Below are 26,580 nucleotides of genomic sequence, written 5' to 3' on the forward strand. Positions count from 1 at the left end.
GTTTGTCAGCTATTGAATATGCTTTCGAGCGGCAGATGGGATTTCACGATCGGCGACTTCAGCACGACGAAACTGAAGTATTTATCGATGCCGATATCCAACTCGACCAGACGCTCCATCACCGCCTGGTATTCGCTGATCCCTGCCGTGATGAATTTGACGAGATAGTCGTACCCGCCTGAAACGAGATGGCACTCGACAACGGAATCGATTTTTTCAATCGTCGTGAGAAAGCGCGCGAAATCGATCTGCCGATGATTCTTGAGGGTGATCTCAGCGAAGACGGTTAGAGTTTGTCCGAGCTTGGCAACATCGATCTGGGCGGAATAGCCGGTAATGAAGCCCTCCGACTGGAGCCTTTTGACGCGCATCAGGCACGGACTCGGGGAAAGGTTTATCAGCTCTGCGAGCTCGACGTTGGAAATCCGCCCGTTCTTTTGCAGCTCGCATAAAATCCTGATGTCGATCTTATCAAGCTTCATCGCAATGCCATGAGATGCGGGGCGACAACGGCGTCAGGGATTGGAGGCTTCAGCGTCATAAGCACTGTCATAGCATCAACCTGCATCTTTTCCCATCGGGCAACTGCTTTCAGAACTCGGCGACTTTGCCCCAAGCGCCCATTTTCAGCCGCTCCGGCCTATAGGGGCGCGGATCGACGATCGGTTCGCGGCCGGTGATGAGGTCGGCGATCATATGTCCCGCGCCGGGGCCTATGCCGAAGCCGTGGCCGCTGAACCCCGCGGCGAGGATGAAGCCGGGAATCGATTCAACTTCACCGATTGCGGGGATGCCGTCTGGCGTGCTGTCGATGTAGCCGGCCCAGACATTTGAGATCGCAAGGCGCCCGAGTTCCGGCACGAGTTTGCTGGCTCGTCGATAAGTCAGCCGAATCTGCCTCATGTCGGGGCGAGGATCGAGCGTGCGGTTCAGCTCCATCGGGGTCACCTGATCGAGCCGCCATTTCGCGAGGGATTCATGACCTTGCCGCAAGCCCTCGAAGGCCCCAGGGCTAAGACTTCGCCACCGGCGGGCGAACATTGGCAGGAATTCGCGGCCGAACCTGAACTGCTGCGGCGTTGGATCAACTCGCGCGCGCCCGCTGATTGCCAACGTGTATCCGCCATTGCCGCGTCGCGTAGCCGACACCAGCCCGGCGTACAGGGCATCAGGCAGGCCAACAGCACCAGGAGCCACGGCGAGAATGGACTGGCGCACGGATGCCTGAGGGAAGCGAATTCCAAGCTGGTTGCAGAACGACGATGCCCATGCACCTCCTGCCATGACGACCGTCGTCGTCCGGATCGTACCTGCTTCGGTCACGACTCCGCTGACTCGGCCGCCACTGAGCTCCAGGCCGCGCGCCGCGCATTGCTGGTGCACTGTGCCGCCCGCCGCTGTGATCGCGCGTGCGGCGATGGGCACCGCCTTTGAGGTATCTGCCGTCCCGTCGGTTGGAGAGAAGACACCACCTTTCCACTTGCGACCCGTCGTCTTGCCTCGCTCGCTTGCCTCTTCCGAACTCAACATGTGCGTCGTAACGCCGACGGTCCGGGCGAAGTCGCGCCATTTTGCCCAGCCGGCCAGCTCATTTTCATCGTTCGACAAATACAACAGGCCGCAGCGGCGAAAGCCCGTATCCTCGCCGGTCTCCTGGGCAACGCGCTCCCAGAGATCGAGGCTCTTGGTTGCGATTGGCAACTCGCGCGCATCGCGGTTCTGTTGGCGGCACCATCCCCAGTTGCGGCTGGATTGCTCGGCGGCGACGCGACCCTTTTCAAGCAGTGCGACCTTGAGGCCTCGACGTGCCAGGTAATAGCTCGTGAACACGCCAACCACTCCGCCGCCGATGACGACGACGTCGGCCTCCCGAGGCAGTGTCGGACTGGAATCAATATGCATGAGCGGCGCGCTCATTGGGCGATAATCTCCGGTGAGGGCTGTATTGTATCCGCGGAGGTACGGCAGACACGCCGCGGACTTTCAGGCTCGGGCGGCATATCCTGCGGTTTGTTGCTTTTGGCAAAGGCAATTGTTGCGAGGATACGTCGCTTGCACGGCCAATCGTAGGTGAGGAAATCGACGGATAGTCTCTGCAATCGGATCGGCCCTCGTCGTCAGCAGGGATGCCCAACCCGGTACCGCGTCGGGAGCCCCGGCGGCGCAGACCGAAATGCCAAATCGACCTTCGTTTTTAGAACTTCGTGCTGCCTATCCGCCGCGTTTCGGCGACTCCGGGATGATTGAAGCAGTCAGAATTGTGAATACCGGATCAATGTCGATCAACGGCAAAAATGCAAAAGGTGACGCGCGATGGGCCTTGTCAGGGAGGAGACCTTTGCCGAAGCGATCGAACCGGGCGCCAATGGAAGCCTCTCGGACCTCGATTCATCGTTCGAGCTCTCCATTCGACTGATCGCCCGTGCTCACCTCTGAATCATGTCGTATTCACCGCGCGGAGAATGGCAGAATGAGCGACGAGTTGTTGACCTGTCCGAGCGTCGCGGCGGTAAAAGAGGCCGAAGAGCCGATCCGCAACGGGATCACGGGACGCGCTTGAAAGGGGAGAATGTTCAAATGACCTCTGCCCCCCAGCCTGTAGCCTCGGACGATGTGGCACTCGCGGTCCGCGACCTGACCGTGAGCTTGCCGACGGGCATGGAGCGGGCGCACGCGGTCGAGAACGTCTCCTTCGAACTGAAGCGCGGTCAGATTCTGTGCATCATCGGGGAATCAGGATCAGGCAAGTCGGTCACAGCCAACGCGATCATGGGGCTCTTGCCCAGGTCGATCCGCGTGTCCTCGGGAGCGATCCGTCTGGAAGGGATGGATCTGGTAGGACTGTCGTCGGACAAGCTGCGCGACCTCCGCGGCCGTGTCGTGTCCATGGTCTTTCAAGATCCGCTCTCCGCGCTCAATCCGTTGATGACCGTGGGCGCGCAGATCGAGGAAGTGATGGCGGCACACGGCGTGGCTACGCCGAAACCTCGTCGCAGCCGCGCCATTGAATTGCTGACTGAGGTGGGCCTGCCGGATCCACCGCTCATGTATCATCAGTATCCGTTCCGGCTCTCGGGTGGGCAGCGACAGCGGGTGATGATCGCCATGGCTCTGGCTCTCGAGCCTGCGATCCTGATTGCGGACGAGCCGACCACCGCGCTCGACGTGACGACCCAGGCACAAATTCTGCAATTGATCCGCGACATTCAACGCCGCAAGGGAATGAGCGTGATGTTCATTACCCATGACTTCGGAGTTGTGGCGGAGATTGCCGATTCCGTTGTGGTGATGGAGAAGGGGCATTGCGTGGAGCAGGGGAGCGCCGAGCAGGTGCTGAAATCCCCGAGCCATCTCTACACGCGCCGCCTGATCGCGGCCGTGCCGCATCTGACGGGCAAGGACCGCGTTCCCGCGGAAGCTGCGGCTACGTCCTCCATTCTGACGGTCGAATGTCTGGTCAAGACCTACCGCAGCGGCAGTGCACTGTTCGGTAGGCAGCGGATCGTACCCGCGGTCAATGGCGTGTCGTTTGACCTTTCGCCGGGACGCACGCTCGGCGTTGTCGGCGAAAGCGGCTCCGGCAAATCATCGCTCGGGCGACTGTTGATCAAGCTCCTCGACAGCGACAGCGGCACCATCCTGTTCGAGGGGCGCGATATTGCCCGGCTTTCCGAAGCCGAGTTTCGGCCGCTTCGGCCGAAGATCCAAATGATTTTCCAGGATCCTTTTGCCTCGCTCAATCCGCGATCAACGGTCGGGAAAATTCTGACGGTTGGCCCGATTGCGCATGGAGTGCCTCGCAAGGAAGCATGTGAGCAGGCGCGAGAACTCCTGGCCCATGTCGGCCTGGATGCAGGAACCTTCGATCGTTATCCCCACGAGTTCTCGGGTGGCCAGCGACAGCGCATCGGAATAGCCCGGGCGCTGATGTTCAAACCGAAGCTGTTGATCGCGGACGAAGCGGTTTCTGCGCTCGACGTATCGATCCAGGCGCAGATCTTGAAGCTGCTGGACCAGGTTCAGCGGGAGACCGGCGTATCGATGGTCTTCATCACGCATGATTTGCGCGTGGCCAGCCAGATCTGCGATGAAATCGCGGTCATGCATCGAGGGCAGATCGTCGAGTACGGACCGCCGTCGCAGATCTTCCTGAATCCAAAATCCGCTTACACGCGCGAACTTGTCGCTGCCATCCCCGGCGAGCAGCCAAGCAGCGCCCGCGCCATTGGAAGCCAATCGACACTTGCCGGACATAGCCACTAATGAGGAGGCGTCATGACTGAAGCTCAGACTGCATCGATCTATTCGCGGCGTAGCGCACTCCAGTTGATGATCGCCGGCGCAGCCGGCCTCGCCGGATCAAATCCGTTCGGCAAGCCTGCCTTCGCGCGCAACTCTGCGGCAAAGCCGACCGGCCGCGTGATCGTCGGGCTCGGACAAGAGCCGACCGTCTTCAATCCGTTGATGGTCCACATCGAAGTCGACGATGGCGTGCATTTCTCGGTCTTCGATGCGCTCTTCCGTATCGATCCTCAAGGCGTCATTCAGCCCAACATTGCTGCGGAAGTACCGGACCAAAAGAACGGCGGCATTTCGGAAGACGGCCTTAAATGGCGAGTTCGTTTGCGTGACGATGTCCGCTGGCACGACGGTACGCCTTTCAGTGCCGAGGACGTGAAGTTCACCCTCGAACTGATCGTGAACCCCAATTTCCGGGCTTGGCGTACATCCGGCCATAGTCTCGTGCGCGATATCAAGGTGATCTCGCCCACTGAAATCTCGTGGCGAATGGAAGAGGCCTTTGCGCCATATTTGTCGTTCCTGACCGAAACCTTCATCGTGCCGAAGCACATCCTCGAGAAGGAGGCCAATCCGAACAGCGCTGCCTTCAACCAGGCGCCCGTCGGCACTGGGCCGTTCAAGTGGGGCCAGCGGGTCGCCGGCGATCACCTCGAGCTCGTGGCGAACCCTGACTATTTTGGAGAAGGACCTCATATCGAGAGGCTGGTCTTCAAATACATTCCCGACCTCACCGTTCTGTACACGCAGTTCAAGAGCGGTGACATTGATCTCGTCGGTCAACCCTACATCACGCCTGATCATTATGGGGAAGCCAAGACGCTGCCGAACCGCGTGGTGACGCTCGTCCCAAGGACCTCGTTCGAATCCTTCTACCTGAACCTCGAGCGCCCGCAGTTCAAGGAGCTTGCCGTTCGCGAGGCGCTTTACGCGGCGATCGACAAGGAGGCGATCATCCAGGGGCTGTATTACGGAGTGCCGACCCCGACAGAGACGTTCATGCCGCGGCAGTCCTACTTCTTCAACGCCAATCTGCCCCTGCACCAATTCGACGTGAATCGCGCCGGCAAGATCCTCGATCAGGCCGGCTGGGCAAAGGGCGCGGATGGCATTCGTGCCAAGAACGGCGTTCGCCTGTCCTTTACCAATTCGACCACGTCCGGCGATCCCCTTCGTGAACAGGTGCAGCAGTTCCTGCAGCAGAGCTTTGCGCAGCTCGGCGTCGAGATGAAGATATCGAACCTGCCCGCCGCCGTGATGTGGGGCGATTTTTGGGTGCAATCGCAGTTTGATTCCGTGATCGTCGGCAGCTCCTATCTGATTGGCGCCGACCCTGATGTCACCAATCGCCTACACTCGCGTTCGATCGCAGCGAAGGGCGGTCGCGGCTCGAACACTGCGCAATACGCAAATCCGGAGATTGATGCCCTGCTCGATAAGGGCGCACGCAGCTTCGATCCGGAAGCGCGACGTCCCATCTACTTCCGCATACAGGAAATCGTGCGCCGCGATTTGCCATTCCTGCCTCTGTATCAGAACAACTCGGTCGAAGGTCTCAAGAAGGGGATCAACGGCTTCGTGCCGAACGGCAATACGCGCACAGAATCCTGGAATGCTCTGGCCTGGTATTGGGCGAGCTGACGTGCTGCCGGCCGAGGCCCGTGTGGCCGAGGTCGGCGCGGAGTGGTGCTGCAACGCCAACATGGTGACTCGAATGTCCGGGTTCCTGCTCAATCGTCTCTCGCAGAGCATCGTGCTGCTGGTGATCGTCTCGATCATCGGCTTCACGGTTCTCAATCTCATGCCGGGCGGTCCTCTGGCGCAGTTCGGGCTCGATCCCGGCATGTCCCAGCAGGACGTGCAGCGACTGACAGCGCAACTGGGGCTGGACCGGCCCCTGTGGATTCAATATCTCGACTGGGCCTGGCGGCTGGTTCGGGGCGACTGGGGGCACTCGTTCCGTGACGGCTCTTCGGTGCTAGCGGTGATTGGCCGACATCTCCTGGCGACGCTGCTGCTGATGGGCACATCCACTGCCTTGGCGATCGCGGCCGGCACGTGGATCGGAATCCGCGGCGCCACCCACCGCTATTCGCTCTTCGACTACTGCGCGACAATCGGCGCCATGGTGGCACTGTCTGTCCCGACCTTCTGGTTCGGCTTGATCGGCATCTACATCTTCACTCTAAAGCTCGGCTGGGTGCCCGCAGGCAACATGTATGCGATCGGCGACGGCTCGGTGCTGGACTATCTTCACCATCTGATCTTGCCGAGCCTGGTGCTGTCGCTCGTTCATGTCGCCGTCTGGAGCCGCTATATGCGCACGGCGACACTCGATGCGCTCAGTCAGGATTTCGTCAAGACGGCCCGGGCCAAGGGCGTGAGCGAGCGGCGTATCCTGCTGAAGCATGTCGTCGGCAATGCCCTGTTGCCGATGATCACGCTGGCAGGGATGCAGCTGCCCAGCATTCTGACCGGCGCATTGGTCACCGAGACCGTGTTCACGTGGCCCGGAATGGGCCGGCTGTTTCTCGATAGCCTCGGCTACAGCGACTATCCGGTGGTGATGGGACTGCTGATCTTCTCGGCCATCCTGGTCCTGCTGGGCAACCTGATCGCCGACATCGTCATCGCCACCGTCGACCCGCGCATTCGCCTGGGCTGAGCCTGCCGTACTCACGCCCGTTACAGGAGGCAAGACATGACCGCTATCGTCGCACACTCAGTTCCGGCTCGCTGGTGGCATAGCCGTGCGGTGTACCGCTTCATGCGCCATCATCTGGCCCTCGTTGGGATCGCGATGATCACGCTGCTTGTGCTGGCGTGTGCCATCGGTCCCTATGCCTTGCCCTACGATTCGCTCCACATCGACCTGCGCGCCCGCTTTGCTCCGCCCCTGGCAGGCAACCATTACTTGGGCACGGATCCCTTGGGGCGTGACCTCGCCGTGCGGCTGTTGATGGCCGGTCGCGTCTCGCTGGCGGTGGGATTCTCCGCGATGTTGCTGTCGACGTTGATCGGTACGCTCGTCGGCGTGACAGCCGGCTATCGTGGAGGCTGGATCGGGGCGGCACTGATGCGGACGGTGGATGGCTTCCTGTCCTATCCCTCGATCTTCCTCGTCCTGGCGTTGGCCGCAACGCTGCGGCCGAACCCGGTGATGATCACCGTGATCATTGCCGTCACGAGCTGGATGGAGACTGCGCGAATCGTCGAGGCCGAGGTCCGTTCGCTGCGCGAGCGCGAGTTCGTCCAGGCTGCGCGCATGGTCGGGCTTAGCAGGGCGCACATCATGTTCCGCGAGATCCTCCCTAATGCCATGGGCCCCATCATCGTCGCCGCAAGCTTGGCGGTCGCCCGCGCGATCCTTCTGGAAGCCTATATCAGCTTCCTCGGCTACGGCATCCAGCCGCCGCTGCCGAGCTGGGGCAACATGCTCAACGGCGCCCAGCAATATCTGGCCAGTGCTCCATGGCTCGCCATCATTCCCGGTGCCGCGATCACGATCGCCGTGACGAGCTTCAACTTCATCGGCGATGGGCTGCGAGATGCCCTCGACGTACGAAACGACAATTTTTGATCAATGTGAGCCAAGCCGCGGCTGAACATAGGTATCATAAGAGAAGCACACGCCATGTACGCGCCGAGAGTTGACGAGAAGGCGACGCCCTACTGGTGGGAAGCCGCGCCGCTTAAGCCTCCGCCTTTGCAGCCAATAGCCAAGAAGCTCGACGTGCTGATCGTGGGCGCGGGCTATGCCGGCCTCTCGGCCGGTCTGGTGCTGGCGCGCGAAGGACGCTCCGTTGCTGCGTTCGATGCGATGGATCCGGGAGAGGGAGCTTCTACGCGCAACGGCGGCATCACCAGCGGATCCATTCGGCCGGATTTCGCGACGCTCACGCGGCGGTTCGGGGAGGAGAGGGCGCTGGCTGTCGAGGCCGAAGGCAAGAGCGCACGCGAATTCCTGTACGATTTCATCAAGACGGAACGGCTTGCCTGCGACTTTCAGCCGGTCGGACAGTTCAAAGGCGCGTTTGGCTATGAACAATACGAATCCATGGCGCGGACCGCGGAAAGGCTCGCGAAGAGGCTGGGGATCGAGGCTTATGCAGTTCCTTATGCCGAGCAGCGAAAGTACATCGGCACGGATGTCTATCGCGGCGGCACGGTTCGAATGGACATCGGCGGACTGCACCCGGCCAAATTCCACGCCGAACTCCTGCGGGTCGCGCTCGGTTCCGGATTGACAGTCCACGCGCGGACGCCCGTGATCTCGATCGAAAAAGACGGTGCTGGATTCCGTGTCGTCACCGCGGCCGGTCCGTTGCAGGCGCGCCAGGTGCTGGTTTGTACCAACGGCTACACCGATGGTGCCGCGCCCTTCCTGCGCCGCAGGCTGGTCCCGGTCCGCAGCCGGATCATTGCGACCGAAGAGCTTGCGCCCGAGGTCATGACGCGGCTGATGCCCAAACTGATGACGATCACCGAGAACAGGGAGGTCGGCTTCTATTACCGGCCTTCGCCGGACGGCAAACGCATTCTGCTTGGTGGCCGCGACAGCTCCCGCGTCGGCGATCCAGTCTCCCCGAAGCTGCTCTTGCGCAAGGGCCTGATCAATCTGTTTCCGGAACTGGAGAGCGTTCGCCTCTCGCACAGCTGGTTCGGCAACGTGGCGATGAACCGCGACATGATTCCCCGCATCTTCGACGAGAACGGCATCGTCTACGCCACCGGTTTTTGCGGCTCGGGCGTCGTTTGGGCTCCATGGATCGGCATGCATGCGGCCCACAAGCTCATGGGCCATGAGGAGCGAGCACGCACGGCCTTTGACTTCCGCCCTCCCGCCTTCATCCCGTTCTATCGAGGCAATCCCTGGTTCATGCCTGCCTTCATCCAGACTTATCGCATGCGTGATCGGATCGCGCTGTGGCGTGCCAGCCGCTGATGGCTGATATCACCGCATCCAACTAGCGGCATGGCCGCCTAAAGAAGAGAAACGATGCACTACGTCTCCACGCGCGGCCAATTGGGTCGCAAGCAGTTCTGCGAGATATTGCTCGAGGGGCTCGCGCAGGATGGCGGGCTCTACGTTCCCGAGAGCTACCCTCGCGTGGACAGTGCTACGCTGAAGGCGTGGCGTGGCTTGCCGTACTCCAGCCTGGCTTTCGAAATCCTGTCGCTCTATGTCAGCGACATCCGGCCTGCTGACCTGAAGACAATCTGTGAGAAAACCTACACCGAGGAAGTGTTCGGAAGCCCTGATATCGCGCCGCTGCGAAAGCTTGAGCCAGGGCTTTACCTGCAAGGCCTGTCGAACGGTCCGACGCTGGCGTTCAAGGATATGGCCATGCAGTTGCTCGGCAATCTGCTCGAGTACGAATTGCGCCGCCGACAGAAGAATTTGAATATTCTTGGCGCGACCAGTGGCGACACCGGGAGCGCGGCGGAATATGCCATGCGCGGCAAGAAGGGTGTGCGGGTGTTCATGCTATCGCCCCGCGGGCGGATGAGCGCCTTTCAACAAGCCCAGATGTTCAGCCTCCAGGACGAGAACATCCACAACATCGCGATAGACGGCGTGTTCGACGACTGCCAGGACATCGTCAAACGCGTGTCAGGCGACCTGGAGTTCAAGCGGCAGTACAACATCGGAGCCGTCAATTCGATCAACTGGGCGAGGTTGGTGGCCCAGGTCGTCTATTACTTTTCCGGTTACCTGCAAACGTTCGAAACGGCGCCGGAAGGCGTGAGCTTTACCGTGCCTTCAGGAAACTTCGGCAACATCTGCGCTGGTCATGTTGCTCGCATGATGGGGCTTCCGATATCCCGTTTGGTCCTTGCGACCAACGAAAACGACGTGCTCGACGAGTTCTTCCGCACCGGCATCTATCGCGTTCGAAGCCACGCGAACACGCTGGAAACGTCAAGCCCCTCCATGGACATTTCCAAGGCCTCCAATCTCGAGCGTTTCGTGTTCGACCTCCTCGGTCGCGACGCTGGTCGGACCAAACTATTGTTTGAGGATCAACTCAGGGAACGAGGGGCTTTCGATCTAAGCGGAGATCCCTGCTTCGCCGATGCGGCAGCCCGTTTCGGCTTCCGCAGCGGCAGGAGCGCCCATGCCGATCGGCTGGCAACGATCCGTGATACGTGGGGGCGCTACGAGACCATGATCGACCCACACACTGCAGATGGTGTGACGGTCGCGCATATGCACGGTTCCCGCGGGGAGCCGATGATCGTGCTCGAAACTGCCCTGCCGATCAAATTCGCTGCGACGATCAAGGAAGCGTTGGGCCGCGAGCCGGACCGTCCAGCGCGGTTCGATGGCATCGAAGACTTGCCGAAACGGGTCAAGACCCTTCCTGCGGACGCACAGGCGGTAAAGAACTACATCGCGCACATTGTGCAGGCCTCCTGAGCGGACAAACCGGGAACTGTTGCGCCATGGCCGTTTTTACCGAATTATCATTCGACGAGGTGACAGCGTTCTTTCGAGCTCTGGGACTCGCCGCGCCTCGTTCCCTTCGTGGGATTACCGGGGGAATCGAGAACACGAACTACTTCGTCGATACGGATGGCGAGACCTATGTGCTCACCTTGTTCGAGTGTCTCACATTCGAGCAACTGCCGTTTTACCTTCACTTCATGAAGCATCTTGCGGTGCGCGGCATGCCCGTGCCGGATCCGGTTGCTGACGCTCATGGCGTGATCCTTCACTCCCTGAGGAAGCGACCCGCGGTGGTCGTCAACAGGCTACCTGGTGCAAGTGAAACACAGCCAACGGCCGCCCATTGCAGTTCCGTCGGGGAGTGCCTGGCCCGCCTGCACCTCGCCGGAAGTGATTACCCACGACGCCAGGTCAATCCGCGCGGCCTTCAATGGTGGAACGAGGTCATGCCGGCGCTCGGTCGCTACGTATCCGCCGGACAGCACTCGCTGCTCTCGACTGAATTGACCTTCCAGAACGAACTCGCTTTGTCCTCGACCTACAGGCAACTCCCCAGAGGGCCGGTCCACGCCGATCTCTTCCGCGACAACGTGTTGTTCGAGAAGGCGCGCCTGTCCGGCGTCATTGATTTCTATTTCGCGGGATGTGACACGTTTCTGTTTGATATAGCAGTGTGCCTCAACGACTGGTGCGTCGATGGCCTCACCCGCCGCCACAATGTCGAGCGAGCCGCCGCTTTCCTGGGTGCGTATGAGAGCGCCCGGCCGCTGACTTCCTCCGAACACAAGCTGCTTCCTGCGATGCAGCGCGCTGCGGCATTCCGGTTTTGGCTGTCGCGCCTCTGGGATGTGCATTTGCCTCGGCAGGCTGCCGTCCTCAAGCCGCATGATCCCAGCCACTTCGAGCGCATCTTGATCATGCTCCGGGGAGAGTTCGCATTATCATGATCGTGCAATTTGCGGCAGCGAGGATGGGGATACAATGGCGCCGATCCTAGAAGGTAGGATTCGCGAGCTTCTTTCGCAGATCCAGGCGGAGGGCCTCTACAAGCGCGAGCGGGTCATCACGAGCGCCCAGGCCGGTCGAATCAGTGTCGTTTCGCAGTCCTCCGAGCGCGAGCTCGTCAATCTTTGCGCCAACAACTATCTGGGTCTCGCGGATCATCCCGAAATCATCGCAGCCGCAAAGCGAGGCCTGGATGAGTTCGGGTTTGGCATGGCATCCGTGCGCTTCATCTGCGGTACGCAAACCCTGCACCGCGAACTCGAGCGCACGATCGCTCGCTATCTGGACAAGGATGACGCCATCCTGTTCGCGGCCTGCTTCGACGCCAATGGCGGGGTCTTCGAGCCGCTTCTGGAGGCCGACGACGCCATCATTTCAGATTCTCTCAATCACGCCTCCATTATCGACGGCGTGCGTCTCTGCAAAGCGAGGCGCTACCGCTTCGCCAACGGCCACATGAACGAGCTTGAGGATCGGCTCAAGGAGGCGGACAGGGACGGAGCCCGGTTCAAATTGATCGCCACGGACGGCGTGTTCTCGATGGACGGATATGTGGCCAAGCTCCCCGCCATTTGCGGCTTGGCCGAGAGGTACGGCGCCGCCGTCATAGTAGATGACTGCCATGCCACCGGTCATCTCGGCGAAGGCGGCCGTGGCACGCCGACGCTGACAGGCACATGCCGGCAGGTCGATATCGTCACGGGAACGCTCGGCAAGAGCCTGGGTGGCGCGATGGGGGGCTTTGTTGCGGCGTCACGACCCATTGTTGATCTGCTTCGACAGCGGGCGCGCCCCTATCTCTTCTCCAACAGCCTCGCTCCGGCCGTGGCGGCGGGATCGATCAAGGCGATCCAGATCGCGGAAACAGCAGACGACCGGCGGCAGCTTCTCACTGCGCATACGCAGCGCTTTCGGTCGGGCTTGGAGAAGGCGGGATTCGAACTGCTCGCGGGAGAAACGCCAATCATTCCAGTCATGCTGCACGACGCGCGCCTCGCGCAGGATATGGCAACCGCGCTGGATGAACGCGGCATCTACGTCGCCGCGTTCTTCTATCCCGTTGTCCCCAAGGGAAAGGCCCGGATCAGGACACAGATGTCTGCCGCGCTGAGCGAAAAGGACGTTGAACTGGCCGTCGACGCTTTCACCGACGCCGGCAAAGCGCTTGGCGTGATTTGATGATTACAAAGGTGCTCTCATGAAAGCTCTTGTCAAAGCAGCCCCTGAACCCGGGCTCTGGCTCGACGAACGGGGGATTCCGCAGATCGGGCCGGATGACGTCCTCATCAAGGTCAACAAGACCGGGATTTGCGGGACGGATATCCACATCTACGCTTGGGATGAGTGGGCGCAGCGGACCGTCCCTGTCCCGATGGTCGTCGGCCATGAATATGCAGGTGAGATCGCTGAGGTAGGCGCGAACGTCACGAAGTTCGCGATTGGGCAGCGGGTTTCGGGTGAGGGCCATGTTGTCGGTATGAGCAGCCGAGCTGCGCGAGGAGGGCGGTTTCACCTGGATCCTGAAACCAAGGGGATCGGTGTCAATATTCCCGGAGCTTTTGCCGAATATCTGCGTTTGCCCGCCTTCAATGTCGTGCCGCTCCCTGATGCGATCGATGACGAGATCGGGGCCATCCTCGATCCGCTCGGCAACGCCGTTCACACAGCATTGTCGTTCGACCTCGTCGGCGAGGATGTGCTCATCACCGGAGCAGGCCCAATTGGCATCATGAGCGCCGCAGTTGCCCGACATGCCGGCGCTCGGCACGTCGTGATTACCGACGTCAATCCGCATCGTTTGGCATTGGCATCTGATGTCGCTGACGTCGTTCCTGTCGACGTGAGCAATGAAGATCTTCGGTCCGTGACGCAGCGTCTCGGCATGAAGGAAGGGTTCGATGCGGGGCTGGAGATGAGCGGTGCGCCGGCCGCGTTCGACCAAATGGTCGAAAATCTGGTGATGGGCGGCAAGATCGCCATGCTTGGTATCCCTGCTCGGCCCGCGACCGTCGACTGGACCAAGCTTGTCTTCAAGATGCTCACCGTCAAGGGAATCTACGGGCGGGAGATGTTTGAGACCTGGCATAAGATGCTGGCAATGCTCGAAAGCGGTCTCGACGTCCGTAAAATCATAACGCACCGCCTGCCTGTCACAGAGTTCAAGGCTGGATTTGAGATCATGCGCACCGGCGACTGCGGCAAGATCGTCCTGGACTGGAAGGCGTGAATACGCCCTTCGAGTGTGCGTCTGCCGCGGACAGCAGATTGATCCTGCTGCCGCATCATCAATGAAATTCTATGCCGAACTTTGCGCCAGTCCGGCTGCGTAATGCTGTCGGACCCAAATTACGCTGCGAACTGCATGGGGATTATGAGATGACCTCACGCTGTCAGGCGCTGGCGATTAGGCCTGCAACCCGAGCAAGAGACTTTGACCAATCATGACAGCCGCAGCTTATCCAGTCGGCCATCGCGACAATGAGGACGTGGCCCTGCTTCCTTTCTCTAGAGCGCATCTGGAAGGCGCCCTGAAGCTCTCGCAGGAGATGTCCTGGCCTTATCGGCTCGAAGATTGGGATGTCGCGCTGCAGCTGGGCCAAGGCTTTGTCCTGGAACGGGATGGGACGGTGATCGGGACCGCGGCGTGGTGGCCGTACGGCGAGACTCATGCGTCCGCCGGCATGATCATCGTCGCAAAGGCAGCTCAGGGCCGCGGCTATGGGGCCCGGCTCATGGATGCGTTGCTGACGTCCGCGCGCCCACGGACCATCGCGTTGAACTCGACGGCCGAAGGGATCGCGCTTTATCGCCGGCGCGGCTTTGTGCCGACTGGGATTATCCATCAGCATCAGGGAATTCCACGCCAGAGCCACGAGACGCTGCAATCGGGTCTCCTCAGACCGATGGCTGCATCGGAGTTCGGGGCAATCGCGCGGCTCGACCGCGCGGCGACGGGGTTGGAGCGGCGACAGATGCTGAATCGGCTGTTTGACAGCGGTGACGGCTATGTTCTGCTGCGCGACGGCGTATTTTGCGGCTACGCCATCTCTCGCCTTTTCGGCCGCGGCCACGTCATCGGCCCCGTGGTGGCCGAGAGCTCGACCGATGCACGTGCGCTGATCGAATTTGCGATCGCGCGGCTCGGACCTGTCTTCGTCCGGATCGATATTCCTGCCTCCTCGCAGCTTGGGGAATGGCTCGAAAGCATCGGCCTGCAGCGCGTCAGCGATGCCACCACCATGGTGCTTGGAACGCCTACTCCATGGGCAGGGCCGGCGCGAGTGTTTGCGATTCCCAATCAGTCGTTCGGCTAGGGAACATCGGGATCATGCGAACGGAGATGGACAGAACGGATATCCCGAACGCGGGTGCGGACGAGGCAGCCGCAACGATCGGCGCGCTGGCAACGCCAGCTCTCCTGCTCGACAAGGACCGGCTGGATCGCAATCTCGCGCGCCTGTCTTCTCGCATGGCCGGGCAAGGGGTCGTGTTGCGTCCTCACATGAAGACCGCGAAATCCATCCACGTCGCGCGATGCGCTTATCCCGGGGGGGCGGGACCAATCACCGTCTCTACCCTGGCGGAAGCGGAGTATTTCGCACGGCATGGATTCCGGGACATGATCTATGCCGTGGGACTTGGGCCTCACACCGCCAGCAGAGCGATGAACCTGCGGAAAGCAGGCATCGATATCAAGGTGCTGCTGGATTCGTCTGAGCAGGCCGCCATGCTTGGCGCGACCGGTCGTGCCACTGGCGTGACACCATCGGCCTTCATCGAGATCGACTGCGACGGTCATCGCGGTGGGCTGACCGCTGACGATCCCAAACTCGTGGTCGTTGCGGCCGCCATGGCCGAGGCCGGCGTCAGGCTCGCCGGCGTTCTCACCCATGCCGGCGAGTCCTACAGCCTCTTCACGCCCGAGGCCCTCGTTGCGGCTGCGGAGAACGAGCGCGCCGTGGCCGTCGCCGCCGCAACGACCTTGCGCGCGGCCGGCCATGAATGTCCTGTCGTCAGCGTCGGCTCGACGCCGACCGCACATTTCGCCGAAGACCTGACCGGCGTCACGGAAATACGCGCCGGCGTCTACATGTTCTTCGATCTGGTCATGCATGGCGTCGGTGTCTGCACCACCAACGACATCGCCATCTCGGTGGTCGCCACCGTGATCGGGAAGAAACCCGAGAAGGGCTGGATTTTGGTCGATGCGGGCTGGATGGCGCTGTCGCGCGATCGCGGCACCGCGGCGCAGCGGGTCGACCAAGGATACGGACTGGTCTGCGATGTAGCCGGCAAGGTCTTTCCCGACCTGATCGTTTCGCAGGCGAGCCAGGAGCACGGCATCCTCGCCGTCAGGCCCGGGTCGGCGCGCGCTTTGCCTGATCTTCCGATCGGCGCGAAGGTCCGCATCCTTCCCAATCACGCCTGTGCCACGGCATCGCAACACGAATTGTACAACGTCGTCTCCGCCGACAGCGACGCGATCGAGGCACGATGGCCCCGGATGCGCGGCTGGTAGGCCGTCGAAAGGATCGCTACCAATGACCTCGCCCGTTCGACACCTCACGGAAGCCGGCTTCCTCGGAAGATTCTACATCGACGGAGAATGGCGGAAGCCGATCGGATCGGTCACGGCAGCAGCAACCGTCGTCAATCCGGCGACCGAGCAGCCGATCGCTGACGTCGCGCTCGGCGATGACGATGACGTGGACTGCGCCATCGCAGCCGCCAGACGAGCTTTCGCCGGCTGGTCCGTGACGCCGCCCGCCGAGAGAGCGGCGCTGCTCAACCGGGTTCATCGATTGCTTCTCCAGCGGCTGGAGCTGTTCGCGCAGGCCCTCACCTGCGAGATGGGAGCCGCCATCACCTACGCGCGTCGCGCCCAGGTGCCGTTGGCAGCCGAACATATCCGTGTCGCCCGCGACAATCTCGCGAATTATCAGTTCATCGCCGCGCGCGGCAGCACCGCGATCATGCGCGAGGCAATTGGCGTCTGCGGCCTCATCACGCCATGGAATTGGCCCCTTTACCAGATCACGGCCAAGGTCGGTCCTGCGCTCGCAGCTGGCTGTACGGTGGTGTTGAAGCCAAGTGAATTGTCGCCCCTGAGCGCCTTGCTGTTCGCCGAGGTGATGAACCACGCCGGTTGTCCGCCCGGCGTCTTCAATCTCGTCAACGGCACCGGTCCAATCGTGGGCGCCGCTCTGGCGTCGCATCCGCAGGTGGACATGATCTCGATCACCGGCTCGACGCGCGCCGGCGTTCTCGTCGCGCAAGCGGCAGCGCCCACCGTCAAACGCGTTGCCCAGGAGCTCGGCGGCAAGTCGCCGAACATCATCTTGCCGGACGCCGATCTCAGCCGTGCTGTTCCGCTCGGCGTCGGCGCCGCCTTCCGCAATCTCGGCCAGTCCTGCAGCGCACCGACGCGCATGCTCGTGCCTCGCTCACACATGGAAGAGGTCGAGACCCTGGCGGCAGCAACCGCTTCAGAACTGGTGGTCGGCGATCCCCTTGCGGAAGGCACGACCCATGGCGCGATCGCCAACCGGCCGCAGTTCGACCGCGTACAGGCCATGATCGGCGTCGGCCTGGATGAAGGCGCCAAACTCGTCATCGGCGGGCCGGGGCGGCCCGGCGACCTTCAGACTGGCTTCTATGCGCGTCCGACCATCTTCTCGAACGTCCGTCGCGACATGCGGATCGCGCAGGAGGAGATCTTCGGCCCGGTGCTGTCGATCATTCCCTACGACACCGTGGACGAGGCGATCGCGATCGCCAATGACACCGTCTACGGCCTCGGCGCCCATGTGCAAGGCACCGATACGGAAAAGGTGCGGACCGTCGCCAGGCAGATCCAGTCGGGTCAAGTTCATCTCAATTATCCCGACTGGGATCCCAACGCACCTTTTGGCGGCTACAAGCGCTCCGGCAATGGTCGCGAATACGGCATCCAAGGGCTGGAGGAGTATCTTGAGACCAAGGCCCTGCTTGGATTTTATCGATGAAACGCTCCCTGTCGGAACGGGGGCGCTCGGCGTTTTCACAATGCATGGATAGGATAGCACGTGGTGGCATTCATCTCCGAGAGCGACTCGAACCACCTCATCTCACATGAATCCGCTTTCCAGGCGGTGCGGAAAGCGCTTATCGCGGCGGCTGCCGCCGATGCGAAGGTGTTTCCGGCCGTGATCGCACATGGCTCGGATCGCCAGAACACCTTTTCTCTGAAGTCGGGTTCGACGCCCGAATTGGCCGGCTTCAAGGTCGGCTCGTTCTGGCCCGACAATCCCGGTAAAGGTCGGCCACGCCATAGTTCGACGATCTTCCTGATCGATCAGGAGAGCGGGCGGATCGGCGCGATGATCGAGGCTTCGGCCGTCAATGCCTATCGAACGGCTGCGGCTGATGCGGTGGCGGCGGAAGCGCTGGCGCGGCCGGATTCGGAGACATTGGCGATCTTTGGTGCAGGGAACCAGGCGTTGTTCGAATGCTGTGCGCTCGCCCGCATCCTTCCGCTGAAGCGCCTGCATATCGTCTCTCGCAATGGAGACAAGGCGAAGGACTTCGCGACTAGGCTGTCGTCCCGTGGCGTGAAGCTCGAAATCCATGTGTCGACGGCGGAACAGGCGTGTCGGCAGGCCGATATCATTGTGACCGCGACGCCGTCGCGTCTTCCGCTTTTCAAGGAGGATTGGGTGCGTCCGGGCACGCACATCGCGGCTATGGGGTCCGACGCGCAGGGCAAACAAGAGCTACCAAGCGAGCTCTTCGAGCATGCGAAGCTGTTTTGCGATCTGCCGGAGCAATCGATCCAGATCGGGGAATTCCAGCATGTTCGCGATAGGATCGAACGCGGCGAATTGGTTCTAAACGCAATCGGCGCGGTGCTTGAAAGGCATCGTTCGGGCAGGATCGCGCGGGAAGATATCACCATTTTCGATAGCTCCGGCATTGCTCTCCAGGATGTCTATATTGGCCAATTCCTTCTATCCGTGAGCAAGGGAGCGCCGAATCTTTAGAGGCTGGTCAAATAAATTCTTGCACCTGTCCTTGCAGCCATTGAGCAAGCTCGAGTGCTTTTCCGGACAGTTCAGCTTCTCCCATCCAGATCAAGCCGTAGTGGCTGTCGTCGGGATCGAAACCGGCAGGGGCGATGAGCCGCCCTCTATCGATGTCGTCGGTAGCAAGGACCCAAGGGCTGAGCGCAACACCCAGTCCGGCGGATGCGGCTTCAACGATGAGGAAGTGGTGGTCGTAGAAGCGAATCTCTGTGGGGCGCCGCACTGACGGGTGGCTGGAAAGCCAGCGCGACCAGGCGTCCGGCCGGGTCTTTGATCCCAAGGCGATGTACTCACCGGAAGCAAATGTTGGCGCGAGTTGGGGGCTCATGACCGGTCCCATCTTTTCAGGAAAAAGACGTTGGACATGCCATGCATCGGGAAGCGCAAAGTCGAGCCGACGTATGGCGAGATTGATCCGGTCGCGGCGAAACTCGACAGGGCCGCCGGCGACCGACAGATGCAGAGCGATATCGGGCTGGGCGGCCTGAAAGCTTGCAAGCCTTGGAATGAGCCAGCGCATCGCGACAGACGGCTCGCATGAGAGAACAAGTGCATTCTGCCGAGCGTTGGCGGCGCGCAAGCTCTCAACGGTTGTCGCCAACTCGGCGAAGAACCGGCCCACTGTGAGGTTGAGCACCTCTCCAGCAGCGGTAAGCCGCAGCCCACGTCCGCTTTTTTCGAAGAGTTTGAAGCCCAGATCTTCGGACAGCTTGGTGATACGGCGGCTCACCGCCCCGTGGGTCAACGCGAGGCTGTCTGCGGCCAAGCGGACCGACCCGAGGCGTGCCGCGGTCTCGAACGCACGTAAGTCATCCAACGAAGGTACTTCTGACCGTTTCATTGGTGATATCATATCACCAATAATCGCAGAAACTATCGCTTTTTATGCCGGACTCGATTGGCATAATTGACCCATGCGAACCAATGGCCGATACACAATCGGTATCCTTGCCGATGACCTGACCAGCGCCGCGGATGGGGCCGCTCCGTTTGTCGAGCGGGGACTGCGAGCTCTTGTGGGCCGACGCCGGCTTCCATTACAGCAGGCGACGATCCTCGCCGTGGATAGCGGATCGCGATCACTTTTAGCTTCGCAAGCGGCACAGCGAGCCCGGGTATTTGCAGCGCAACTCGCCTCACGAGATGTCCTCTACAAGACTGTGGACTCGACTCTTCGCGGACATGTAAGGGCCGAGATGGAAGCGGCCTTCACCGCGAGCGGTCGCAAGAAGCTGGTCTTCGCGCCTGCGTTTCCGGCCGCAGGGCGTACGACCATCGGCGGCGTTCAGCTTGTCGATGGCATCCCGGTCGCGGAGACCGGCTATGGTCGCGATCCCGTCCATCCGGCACGACACTCCCGGTTGGTTGAGCTCGTCCCGTCCACCATCGGCAATGTCGTCATCCTTGATGCTGCGACCCAGGACGAGCTCGACGTAAAGATTGCGGCATTGCGGGATCCGGAGTCGATCCTGTGGGTGGGCTCTCCGGGCATGGCTCTGGCTTTGGCGAAGCGGCTTGCGCCGGTTCAGGTTGCGTCTGACGTGACGCTGGGCGGGGGCAGCGAGATTCTTGTTGTTGTCGGCAGCGCGAACCCGCGCAGCCATCGTCAGGCCGATCGGATCGGGGCGGAGCACGGCGTCGCCCTGCTTCGAACTCCAGTGGAACGTATCGACGACCCCAATTCCATCCTGCTCGACATTGCGCAGGCCTCGGCTCGAAGAGTGGTCGACGAGCGTTTCGACGTGGTGATAGCCACTGGCGGGGATACGATGGAAGCGATCCTCGATGGCCTGGACATCTCTTCGTTCGAGATCTTGCAAGAGCTAGAGCCGGGCTTTCCGCTTGGCCGCGCGTTCCTCAATGGACGAGAGCTCCTCATAGCCATGAAGGCAGGCGGCTTTGGCGACGACGACACGTTGCGTCGTGCGGTCGCGCGGCTCCGCGCCTGCGCCTCCGTGTCAGAAAAGGTTCTGTGATGACCCAAATCGCTCCCCTCGCCATCACCATGGGCGATGCCTCCGGCATCGGCCCGGAGATCGTAGCGAAGACATTGGCCAAAGGCGGTGAAAGCTTGGTCGTCTTCGGCAGCTCGGTCGTGATGGAGGATATCGTCCGTCGTCTGGATCTCGGCCTCAAGGTCAAGCGCATCGCCGATCCTCAAGAGGCGCGCTCTGGGCCGCGGTCCATTGAGGTCATTGACGCGACGCAGATCATCGCGCCGCCGCCGCTCGGGAGCGTCAGCGCCGTGGCCGGCCAAGCTTCCTTCGACGCCGTCGTCGCCGCCATCGCCGCAGCCAAAACCGGCAAGGTCAGCGGCATCGTCACCGCGCCGATCAACAAGGAAGCGATGGCAAGCGCGGGCATTCGGTATCCCGGGCACACTGAGATTCTCGCGGAGTATGGTGGCGCGAACCGCGTCGCCATGATGCTGGCCAACGACGAAATCCGCACGGTACTCGTCACGATCCATACGTCTCTGCGCAAGGCCATCGACGAGGCGGATTTTGATGCGCAGATGTCGGCCATTCGGCTCGCAAACGAGGGTGGGAAGGCACTCGGAATCGCGGCACCGCGCGTTGCGGTCGCAGGGCTCAACCCTCATGCCGGCGAAGCCGGCCTCTTCGGCGACGAGGAAATCCGGATCATTGGACCCGCAATCGAGGCGGCACGCGCCGAGGGCATCGACGCCAGCGGCCCTTGGCCGGGCGACACCGTTTACATGCAGGCCCGCAAGGGCCGCTTCGATGTGGTCGTGGCCCAGTATCACGACCAAGGTCTGATTCCCGTGAAATATCTCGGCCTCGAAAAGGGTGTGAACATCACGCTCGGCCTGCCGTTCGTCCGTACAAGCCCTGACCATGGCACGGCGTTCGACATTGCAGGCCGAGGCATCGCCGATACCGCCAGTATCGAGACCGCGCTGGCTTACGCGCGAAGGCTCGTCGCCGCGCAAGTCAAGACCAAAGAAGGGGTAGTCTAATGGGCCTTCGCTTCATCTTCATGCTCACGCGCAACGATCGCACCGTCGAGGACGCCTCGGAACAGCTCAAGACCGCCCTGAGCCTCGGCGTTCGCCACATTGGCTTCAAGGACGTCGGCCTGCCGATTGACCGTCTCAAAGTTCTCAATCAGGCCATCAAGGCAGACGGCGCGACCTCCTATCTCGAAGTCGTTTCACTCGACCAGCAGAGTGAGATCGTTTCAGCGAAGGCGGCGGTCGAAATCGGCGTTGACGTCCTGCTCGGCGGCACAAATGTTGACGACGTCCTGCCGATCCTTGCGGGGACGGACATTCAATACTGCCCCTTCCCGGGTCGCATCACCGGTCATCCGAGTGTGCTCGAAGGAAGCATCGAGGAGATCGTCGAGAGCGCCAAGACGCTCGCGGCGCGGGAAGGCGTTCATGGCCTCGACCTGCTCGCCTATCGGTCCAAGGAAGACGCCCCGGCCCTCATCAAAGCGGTGTCCGCGGCGGTGCCCAAGCCCGTTTATGTGGCCGGATCGATCGATACGCCTGAGCGGATCGCCGCCCTGAAGGACGCGGGAGCCGCTGGTTTCACCATCGGTACCGCCGCGTTGGACGGCAAGTATCCGGCCGACGACAAGGACGTCGCTCGCCAGCTCGGGGCCATCATTCGTGACGTGGCCGCTTTGAACCGGCATCTCTCGCCGCTCCACAAGAAGAACCTGGCCAACTCGTTCGGACAGCTCAAGGAGACTTGGTCTCCGAAGATCGCCGGTCAGATCAACGATATGCAGTTCAAGCTGGCCAAGTTCGCCGGCGAGTTTGCCTGGCGCTTTCACAGGAGCAGTGACGAGCTCTTCCTGGTGCACAAGGGTCGCCTGCTGATGAAATTCCGCGATCGGGACGAGATCATCGAGCAAGGCGAGTTCATCGTGGTCCCGCATGGGGTCGAACATTGTCCCGTCGCGCTGGACGATATCTGCGAGGTCGTGCTGCTCGAACCCGGCACAGCCCGGGATGCCGGTACCGCTCACGAGGTCGCAGGCTAGGCCGCCTGCCTTCGATCGAGACAAACGTTTGTCGCCGTCGGCTGGCCCGCCGCTGCTCGGCCTGGCTGCCCCCGAGCGCGATTGCTCATCGCGGTCCACCTCCACCACGTAAGAAAGGTCGTCACCATGTCTCTTCTCGTCAAGCTCGACTTCGCCCCCACCGCCGAACCAAAGCACTCGAAGACCCTGCCGGGCCGCTTGGTTTCCGGCGATCCGTCCTACAAGACCTGGGAGCAGGACTCGTCCCGAGGTGACTCGGTGAAGACTGGAGTCTGGGAGGCGACGCCTGGCGAGAATCGGTCGATCAAGGGCGAGACCTTCGAGTACTGCCACATCCTTTCCGGCGTGGTGGAACTGACCGAGGAGGGCAAGGAGCCTCGCATTTTTCGCGCCGGCGACAGCTTTGTGATGAAACCCGGCTATGTCGGCGTCTGGAAGACGATCGAGACGGTGCGAAAAATCTACGTCGTCGTTAGCATGCCGGCAGCCTAAAACTGCGTCAGGTGCTGGGACAGAATCAACTTTCCCGCGAGCGCTGCCTCCTCGGCGGCGCTCGTGGCTCAATCACATTCTGCCCCGAGGCTTATTCAACCCATTTTGCGGCGCCTTTTATCTCCGCCTCTCAGCGATCTCGCGCACTGCTTCGACGGCCTCGTCAACGGCGGCACGGTCGACGTCGAGATGGGTGACCCAGCGCATCCGTCCACCCGGCCAAAAACTCGCCGCGATGCCGCGTTCGCGCAGCGTGTCGGATAGCCGAGTCGCCAGCTCGGGTGCGAGCTCAACAAAGATCATGTTGGACTGCGGCGGTGTCACCCTCAGTCCCTCGATTCCCATCAGTCCGTCTGCGAGCGCCTTGGCGTTCGCGTGATCCTCGGGCAGGCGATCGACATGATGATCGAGCGCGTACAGCCCCGCTGCTGCAATTATTCCAGCTTGCCGCATCCCGCCGCCGAGCATCTTGCGCCACCGGCGTGCGCGCGCGATCAATCTGATATCGCCGACCAGCACTGATCCAAGCGGCGCACCGAGTCCCTTTGAAAGGCACACCGATACGCTATCGTAGCCTTCTGCCAAGCTTGCGACGTCAACGCCGAGTACCGCGGCCGCGTTGAATATCCGCGCACCGTCAAGGTGGGTAGCGAGCTTCCGCTCTTGTGCAAACTCGACGACCTCGGTCAAATGGTCTCGCGGCAGGACCCGCCCGCCGAACGTATTCTCGATCGTGACCAATCGCGTCACCGCAAAATGCGGATCGTCGGCCTTAACCGCGGCGTGAAGATCGTCCATGCGGATCGTGCCGTCGGCCCTTACCGGCAAAGGCTGCGGCTGGACCGAGCCGAGCACGGCCGCGCCTCCAGCTTCCCACAGATAGGTATGAGCTCCGCTTCCACAGAGATATTCCTCGCCGCGCTGGCAATGGCTCATGATCGCGGCGAGATTGGACATGCTACCGGTCGGCAGCAGCAGTCCCGCTTCCTTGCCGAACAGCTCGGCAACGCGCGCCTCTAGCGCCTTGACTGTGAAATCGTCGCCGAGCACATCGTCGCCTACCTCGGCGGCCGCCATCATCGCACGCATTTGCGGGGTAGGGCGGGTGACCGTATCGGAGCGGAAATCGAGGCGGATTGCACTGGACTGCATGATCGAGATCCTATCGGTTTGCCTGCTTCCGTCGTGCTAGCAAAAGAATAGGGGTCGGACTATCGATACGGCCTGACGGATTATGGTGATATGGGATCACCAATGAAGCAGTTAGACGTTCCTCGCGCCACGCCTTCCCGAGCGAGCATCTCTGCAAAGCCGTGACCGGTATTGCCGATCAGCTTGCTTGAGCAGCTTGTATCATTCGAGCGGCCAAAAAACCCGAACATGTTTCGAAGTCCTGGATGATTTCAGCACATTCTATCGACCGCCAGATGCGATGAAGGGCTGATCGGAACTTGCTTCCGCATTCTTGGCAGCCGAGGTTCATCGGAACATGTCGCCTCACGTCGAGCGCATTCACAGCGATGAGCGTCTCCCGGCCGAGGCCGAAATCGTCATCGTCGGCGGCGGAATCCTAGGCTCTACGGCCGCCTATTACCTGGCGAAGCGTGGGCTCTCCGTGGCGCTCCTCGAGAAGGGCCACGTCGCCTGTGAACAATCGAGCCGAAACTGGGGTTGGTGCCGCCAGCAGAACCGCGACCGGCGCGAACTACCGCTCTCGGTGCTCTCCATGCGCCTGTGGGACGAGCTCACGCGCGATATCAATCGGGACCTCGGATTTCGTCGTTGCGGTCTCGTCTATGCGACCCACGACGAGGCTGTGCTCGCGGGCTGGGAAAAGTGGCGCGAGGTCGCCAGGGAGTATGACGTCGACACGCGCGTGCTGAGCCGGGCGGAGGTGGCCGAGCGCGTCCCCGAAGCGCGCGACAAATGGATTGGCGGGACCTATTCGGCGCGGGACGGCAAGGCCGAACCTGCACTCGCTGCGCCGGCTATCGCCGAGGGGGCCAGAACTCTGGGCGCTACGATCCATCAGGAATGTGCCGCGCGGGCGCTCGACCTGGCCAATGGCAAAATTGCGGGCGTGCACACGGAGAAGGGCTATATCAGAACCAGCGCGGTGCTGTGCGCCGCCGGCGCCTGGTCCTCGCGCTTCCTTCGGCCGCTCGGGATCAGTTTCCCCCAAGCAAGCATCCGTCAGACCGCGCTGCGATCCACCCCGACGATTAACATCGGCGAGGCGGTCTCGACGCCCTACTGCACGATCACGCGCCGACTGGACGGCAGCTATACGCTCGCGATAAGTGGCAAGGCGAACCTCGAAATCACGCCGCAGGCTATCCGGTATAGCCGGGAGTTCATGCCGCAGTTCTTGCGTCGCCTGAAGAATGTCAGGATTGGCGTCGGCCAATCCTTCTTTTCGGGGCCGGATTCATTGCCCGCGCTGCTGGCCAACGATGATCGGATCTTCGAGCAGAATCGCATGCTCGATCCTCCGCCCTTGAAATGGCTTGTAAGCCAGGTGGTGGAGAGCGTCCGAAAAACTTTCCCCCAACTTGGCGAACTCAAGATCGATAGCGCCTGGGGCGGCTTCGTCGATTGCACGCCGGACGCAGTGCCCGTGGTGTCGCAGGTGGAGGGGGTGAAGGGCCTCGTCCTCGTAGCGGGCTGCTCCGGTCACGGCTTTGGTTTGGGCCCGGGGCTCGGCTATCTGGCCGCAGAGCTCGTCGTCAACGACACGCCTAGCGTCGATCCCGCACCGTTCCGGCTGTCGCGTCTGACCGACGGCTCGAGGCTGGACATAGCCGCCATCTGAAGATCGAGCCAGAAGTCAGGCGTGACGCGCACCGCGGCGAGCAAGGGATTCGGAAAAATAGCTAATATTTCAATGGAGGTTGACTGACACCTGTCATCCACAGCCACGCCGAAAAAGTTCCGTCGCTCGAGCGCAGAAAGTTGGTTAGAGGACCATTCCGACAATGGGGAATCCAATTGCGGGTTCAATGGAGGTTGAACGAAACGGTTGTCGGAATGACGTCTGATTTTGCTGCAAAATCACACGCCTCTTAATCAGCGGGTCCCAGGTTCGAGCCCTGGTGCGCCCACCATACAAATCAAGACCTTAGCGAAAGAAACCGTTTGAGAGAGCCGAACTAAAACGGTTTTTCAAACGGTGCTTTTCCAATCCTTCCGAATTCTATTCCCGACAATGTGGTCGGCAGAAGCGGCTCGGGCTTGACGTTGATCTGTCCTCCTGAAGCG

At 61.4% G+C, this 26,580-nt stretch carries 23 protein-coding genes; 19 read left to right on the top strand and 4 right to left on the bottom strand.

The window, feature by feature from the left end; genetic code table 11:
• Positions 1 to 5: 5 nt before the first annotated feature.
• Both AC0L2O_RS26950 and AC0L2O_RS26955 read right to left on the bottom strand, forming a co-directional pair.
• Positions 6 to 482 (bottom strand): Lrp/AsnC family transcriptional regulator, encoded by a 477-nt coding sequence (locus AC0L2O_RS26950; protein ID WP_473371853.1) that lies wholly within the window; start codon positions 480 to 482, stop codon positions 6 to 8.
• A gap of 109 nt (positions 483 to 591) precedes the next feature.
• A complete protein-coding gene (locus AC0L2O_RS26955; protein ID WP_473371854.1) occupies positions 592 to 1,917 on the bottom strand; it encodes an NAD(P)/FAD-dependent oxidoreductase in 1,326 nt (441 codons plus the stop codon).
• 396 nt (positions 1,918 to 2,313) lie between these two features.
• Here AC0L2O_RS26955 and AC0L2O_RS26960 point away from each other — a divergent pair, with 396 nt between their 5' ends.
• The 14 genes from AC0L2O_RS26960 to AC0L2O_RS27025 all read left to right on the top strand — a co-directional run bounded on the left by AC0L2O_RS26960 (position 2,314) and on the right by AC0L2O_RS27025 (position 18,774).
• Complete coding sequence (locus tag AC0L2O_RS26960) at positions 2,314 to 2,436, top strand: hypothetical protein (protein ID WP_473371855.1); 123 nt, start codon at positions 2,314 to 2,316, stop codon at positions 2,434 to 2,436.
• 141 nt (positions 2,437 to 2,577) lie between these two features.
• Positions 2,578 to 4,263: an ABC transporter ATP-binding protein gene (locus tag AC0L2O_RS26965; protein ID WP_473371856.1), complete on the top strand. Its 1,686-nt coding sequence runs from the start codon at positions 2,578 to 2,580 to the stop codon at positions 4,261 to 4,263.
• 12 nt (positions 4,264 to 4,275) lie between these two features.
• Positions 4,276 to 5,940 (top strand): peptide ABC transporter substrate-binding protein, encoded by a 1,665-nt coding sequence (locus AC0L2O_RS26970; protein ID WP_473371857.1) that lies wholly within the window; start codon positions 4,276 to 4,278, stop codon positions 5,938 to 5,940.
• A gap of 73 nt (positions 5,941 to 6,013) precedes the next feature.
• Entirely contained in the window at positions 6,014 to 6,964 is a 951-nt protein-coding gene (locus AC0L2O_RS26975) for an ABC transporter permease (protein WP_473371883.1), read from the top strand.
• Between the two features lie 36 nt (positions 6,965 to 7,000).
• The gene (locus AC0L2O_RS26980; protein ID WP_473371858.1) at positions 7,001 to 7,879 is read left to right on the top strand and encodes an ABC transporter permease; all 879 of its coding nucleotides are present in this window, start codon (positions 7,001 to 7,003) and stop codon (positions 7,877 to 7,879) included.
• A gap of 54 nt (positions 7,880 to 7,933) precedes the next feature.
• Positions 7,934 to 9,244, top strand: a complete 1,311-nt coding sequence (locus AC0L2O_RS26985; protein ID WP_473371859.1) for an NAD(P)/FAD-dependent oxidoreductase — start codon at positions 7,934 to 7,936, stop codon at positions 9,242 to 9,244.
• A gap of 54 nt (positions 9,245 to 9,298) precedes the next feature.
• Complete coding sequence (thrC, locus tag AC0L2O_RS26990) at positions 9,299 to 10,720, top strand: threonine synthase (RefSeq protein ID WP_473371860.1); 1,422 nt, start codon at positions 9,299 to 9,301, stop codon at positions 10,718 to 10,720.
• A gap of 26 nt (positions 10,721 to 10,746) precedes the next feature.
• Entirely contained in the window at positions 10,747 to 11,697 is a 951-nt protein-coding gene (locus AC0L2O_RS26995; protein ID WP_473371861.1) for a homoserine kinase, read from the top strand.
• A 34-nt stretch (positions 11,698 to 11,731) separates the two neighbouring features.
• Entirely contained in the window at positions 11,732 to 12,934 is a 1,203-nt protein-coding gene (locus AC0L2O_RS27000; RefSeq protein ID WP_473371862.1) for a glycine C-acetyltransferase, read from the top strand.
• A gap of 19 nt (positions 12,935 to 12,953) precedes the next feature.
• Entirely contained in the window at positions 12,954 to 13,982 is a 1,029-nt protein-coding gene (gene tdh, locus AC0L2O_RS27005) for an L-threonine 3-dehydrogenase (RefSeq protein ID WP_473371863.1), read from the top strand.
• Positions 13,983 to 14,196: 214 nt separating this feature from the next.
• Positions 14,197 to 15,069 carry a GNAT family N-acetyltransferase gene (locus AC0L2O_RS27010; RefSeq protein WP_473371864.1) on the top strand — a complete coding sequence of 291 codons (873 nt, stop codon included), beginning with the start codon at positions 14,197 to 14,199 and terminating at the stop codon, positions 15,067 to 15,069.
• A 26-nt stretch (positions 15,070 to 15,095) separates the two neighbouring features.
• Positions 15,096 to 16,274, top strand: a complete 1,179-nt coding sequence (locus tag AC0L2O_RS27015) for an alanine racemase (RefSeq protein WP_473371865.1) — start codon at positions 15,096 to 15,098, stop codon at positions 16,272 to 16,274.
• Between the two features lie 22 nt (positions 16,275 to 16,296).
• Positions 16,297 to 17,760 (top strand): aldehyde dehydrogenase family protein, encoded by a 1,464-nt coding sequence (locus tag AC0L2O_RS27020; RefSeq protein WP_473371866.1) that lies wholly within the window; start codon positions 16,297 to 16,299, stop codon positions 17,758 to 17,760.
• 63 nt (positions 17,761 to 17,823) lie between these two features.
• Entirely contained in the window at positions 17,824 to 18,774 is a 951-nt protein-coding gene (locus AC0L2O_RS27025; protein ID WP_473371867.1) for an ornithine cyclodeaminase family protein, read from the top strand.
• A gap of 7 nt (positions 18,775 to 18,781) precedes the next feature.
• On the opposite strand, the gene AC0L2O_RS27030 is transcribed toward AC0L2O_RS27025, so the two are convergent.
• Positions 18,782 to 19,657, bottom strand: a complete 876-nt coding sequence (locus AC0L2O_RS27030) for a LysR family transcriptional regulator (RefSeq protein WP_473371868.1) — start codon at positions 19,655 to 19,657, stop codon at positions 18,782 to 18,784.
• A gap of 73 nt (positions 19,658 to 19,730) precedes the next feature.
• Between AC0L2O_RS27030 and AC0L2O_RS27035 the strand changes: the two genes are divergently transcribed.
• The 4 genes from AC0L2O_RS27035 to AC0L2O_RS27050 all read left to right on the top strand — a co-directional run bounded on the left by AC0L2O_RS27035 (position 19,731) and on the right by AC0L2O_RS27050 (position 23,322).
• On the top strand, positions 19,731 to 20,792 hold the full coding sequence (locus AC0L2O_RS27035) for a four-carbon acid sugar kinase family protein (protein ID WP_473371869.1): 1,062 nt from the start codon (positions 19,731 to 19,733) through the stop codon (positions 20,790 to 20,792).
• Positions 20,792 to 21,796: a 4-hydroxythreonine-4-phosphate dehydrogenase PdxA gene (pdxA, locus tag AC0L2O_RS27040; protein ID WP_473371870.1), complete on the top strand. Its 1,005-nt coding sequence runs from the start codon at positions 20,792 to 20,794 to the stop codon at positions 21,794 to 21,796. Before AC0L2O_RS27035 ends, pdxA begins: the two co-directional genes overlap by 1 nt.
• Positions 21,796 to 22,830, top strand: coding sequence for a cupin domain-containing protein (locus AC0L2O_RS27045; protein WP_473371871.1), 1,035 nt, complete (start codon positions 21,796 to 21,798; stop codon positions 22,828 to 22,830). The genes pdxA and AC0L2O_RS27045 overlap by 1 nt, the downstream gene beginning before the upstream one ends.
• Before the next feature lie 126 nt (positions 22,831 to 22,956).
• A complete protein-coding gene (locus AC0L2O_RS27050; RefSeq protein WP_473371872.1) occupies positions 22,957 to 23,322 on the top strand; it encodes a cupin domain-containing protein in 366 nt (121 codons plus the stop codon).
• Between the two features lie 117 nt (positions 23,323 to 23,439).
• Here AC0L2O_RS27050 and ltaE read toward each other — a convergent pair whose 3' ends face one another.
• Positions 23,440 to 24,474 (bottom strand): low-specificity L-threonine aldolase, encoded by a 1,035-nt coding sequence (gene ltaE / locus AC0L2O_RS27055; protein ID WP_473371873.1) that lies wholly within the window; start codon positions 24,472 to 24,474, stop codon positions 23,440 to 23,442.
• A gap of 337 nt (positions 24,475 to 24,811) precedes the next feature.
• On the opposite strand from ltaE, the gene AC0L2O_RS27060 reads away from it, so the two are divergent.
• Positions 24,812 to 26,134, top strand: coding sequence for an NAD(P)/FAD-dependent oxidoreductase (locus tag AC0L2O_RS27060; protein ID WP_473371874.1), 1,323 nt, complete (start codon positions 24,812 to 24,814; stop codon positions 26,132 to 26,134).
• Positions 26,135 to 26,580: the final 446 nt, after the last annotated feature.

The sequence above is a fragment of the Bradyrhizobium sp. Kon10 genome, assembly GCF_055807395.1.

Excerpts from the sequence above, each read along its gene's own strand:
- AC0L2O_RS26950 (WP_473371853.1), bottom strand. The coding sequence starts at position 482 with ATGAAGCTTGATAAGATCGACATCAGGATTTTATGCGAGCTGCAAAAG.
- AC0L2O_RS26955 (WP_473371854.1), bottom strand. The coding sequence starts at position 1,917 with ATGAGCGCGCCGCTCATGCATATTGATTCCAGTCCGACACTGCCTCGG.
- AC0L2O_RS26960 (WP_473371855.1), top strand. The coding sequence starts at position 2,314 with ATGGGCCTTGTCAGGGAGGAGACCTTTGCCGAAGCGATCGAACCGGGC.
- AC0L2O_RS26965 (WP_473371856.1), top strand. The coding sequence starts at position 2,578 with ATGACCTCTGCCCCCCAGCCTGTAGCCTCGGACGATGTGGCACTCGCG.
- AC0L2O_RS26970 (WP_473371857.1), top strand. The coding sequence starts at position 4,276 with ATGACTGAAGCTCAGACTGCATCGATCTATTCGCGGCGTAGCGCACTC.
- AC0L2O_RS26975 (WP_473371883.1), top strand. The coding sequence starts at position 6,014 with ATGTCCGGGTTCCTGCTCAATCGTCTCTCGCAGAGCATCGTGCTGCTG.
- AC0L2O_RS26980 (WP_473371858.1), top strand. The coding sequence starts at position 7,001 with ATGACCGCTATCGTCGCACACTCAGTTCCGGCTCGCTGGTGGCATAGC.
- AC0L2O_RS26985 (WP_473371859.1), top strand. The coding sequence starts at position 7,934 with ATGTACGCGCCGAGAGTTGACGAGAAGGCGACGCCCTACTGGTGGGAA.
- thrC (WP_473371860.1), top strand. The coding sequence starts at position 9,299 with ATGCACTACGTCTCCACGCGCGGCCAATTGGGTCGCAAGCAGTTCTGC.
- AC0L2O_RS26995 (WP_473371861.1), top strand. The coding sequence starts at position 10,747 with ATGGCCGTTTTTACCGAATTATCATTCGACGAGGTGACAGCGTTCTTT.
- AC0L2O_RS27000 (WP_473371862.1), top strand. The coding sequence starts at position 11,732 with ATGGCGCCGATCCTAGAAGGTAGGATTCGCGAGCTTCTTTCGCAGATC.
- tdh (WP_473371863.1), top strand. The coding sequence starts at position 12,954 with ATGAAAGCTCTTGTCAAAGCAGCCCCTGAACCCGGGCTCTGGCTCGAC.
- AC0L2O_RS27010 (WP_473371864.1), top strand. The coding sequence starts at position 14,197 with ATGACAGCCGCAGCTTATCCAGTCGGCCATCGCGACAATGAGGACGTG.
- AC0L2O_RS27015 (WP_473371865.1), top strand. The coding sequence starts at position 15,096 with ATGGACAGAACGGATATCCCGAACGCGGGTGCGGACGAGGCAGCCGCA.
- AC0L2O_RS27020 (WP_473371866.1), top strand. The coding sequence starts at position 16,297 with ATGACCTCGCCCGTTCGACACCTCACGGAAGCCGGCTTCCTCGGAAGA.
- AC0L2O_RS27030 (WP_473371868.1), bottom strand. The coding sequence starts at position 19,657 with ATGAAACGGTCAGAAGTACCTTCGTTGGATGACTTACGTGCGTTCGAG.
- AC0L2O_RS27035 (WP_473371869.1), top strand. The coding sequence starts at position 19,731 with ATGCGAACCAATGGCCGATACACAATCGGTATCCTTGCCGATGACCTG.
- pdxA (WP_473371870.1), top strand. The coding sequence starts at position 20,792 with ATGACCCAAATCGCTCCCCTCGCCATCACCATGGGCGATGCCTCCGGC.
- AC0L2O_RS27045 (WP_473371871.1), top strand. The coding sequence starts at position 21,796 with ATGGGCCTTCGCTTCATCTTCATGCTCACGCGCAACGATCGCACCGTC.
- AC0L2O_RS27050 (WP_473371872.1), top strand. The coding sequence starts at position 22,957 with ATGTCTCTTCTCGTCAAGCTCGACTTCGCCCCCACCGCCGAACCAAAG.
- ltaE (WP_473371873.1), bottom strand. The coding sequence starts at position 24,474 with ATGCAGTCCAGTGCAATCCGCCTCGATTTCCGCTCCGATACGGTCACC.
- AC0L2O_RS27060 (WP_473371874.1), top strand. The coding sequence starts at position 24,812 with ATGTCGCCTCACGTCGAGCGCATTCACAGCGATGAGCGTCTCCCGGCC.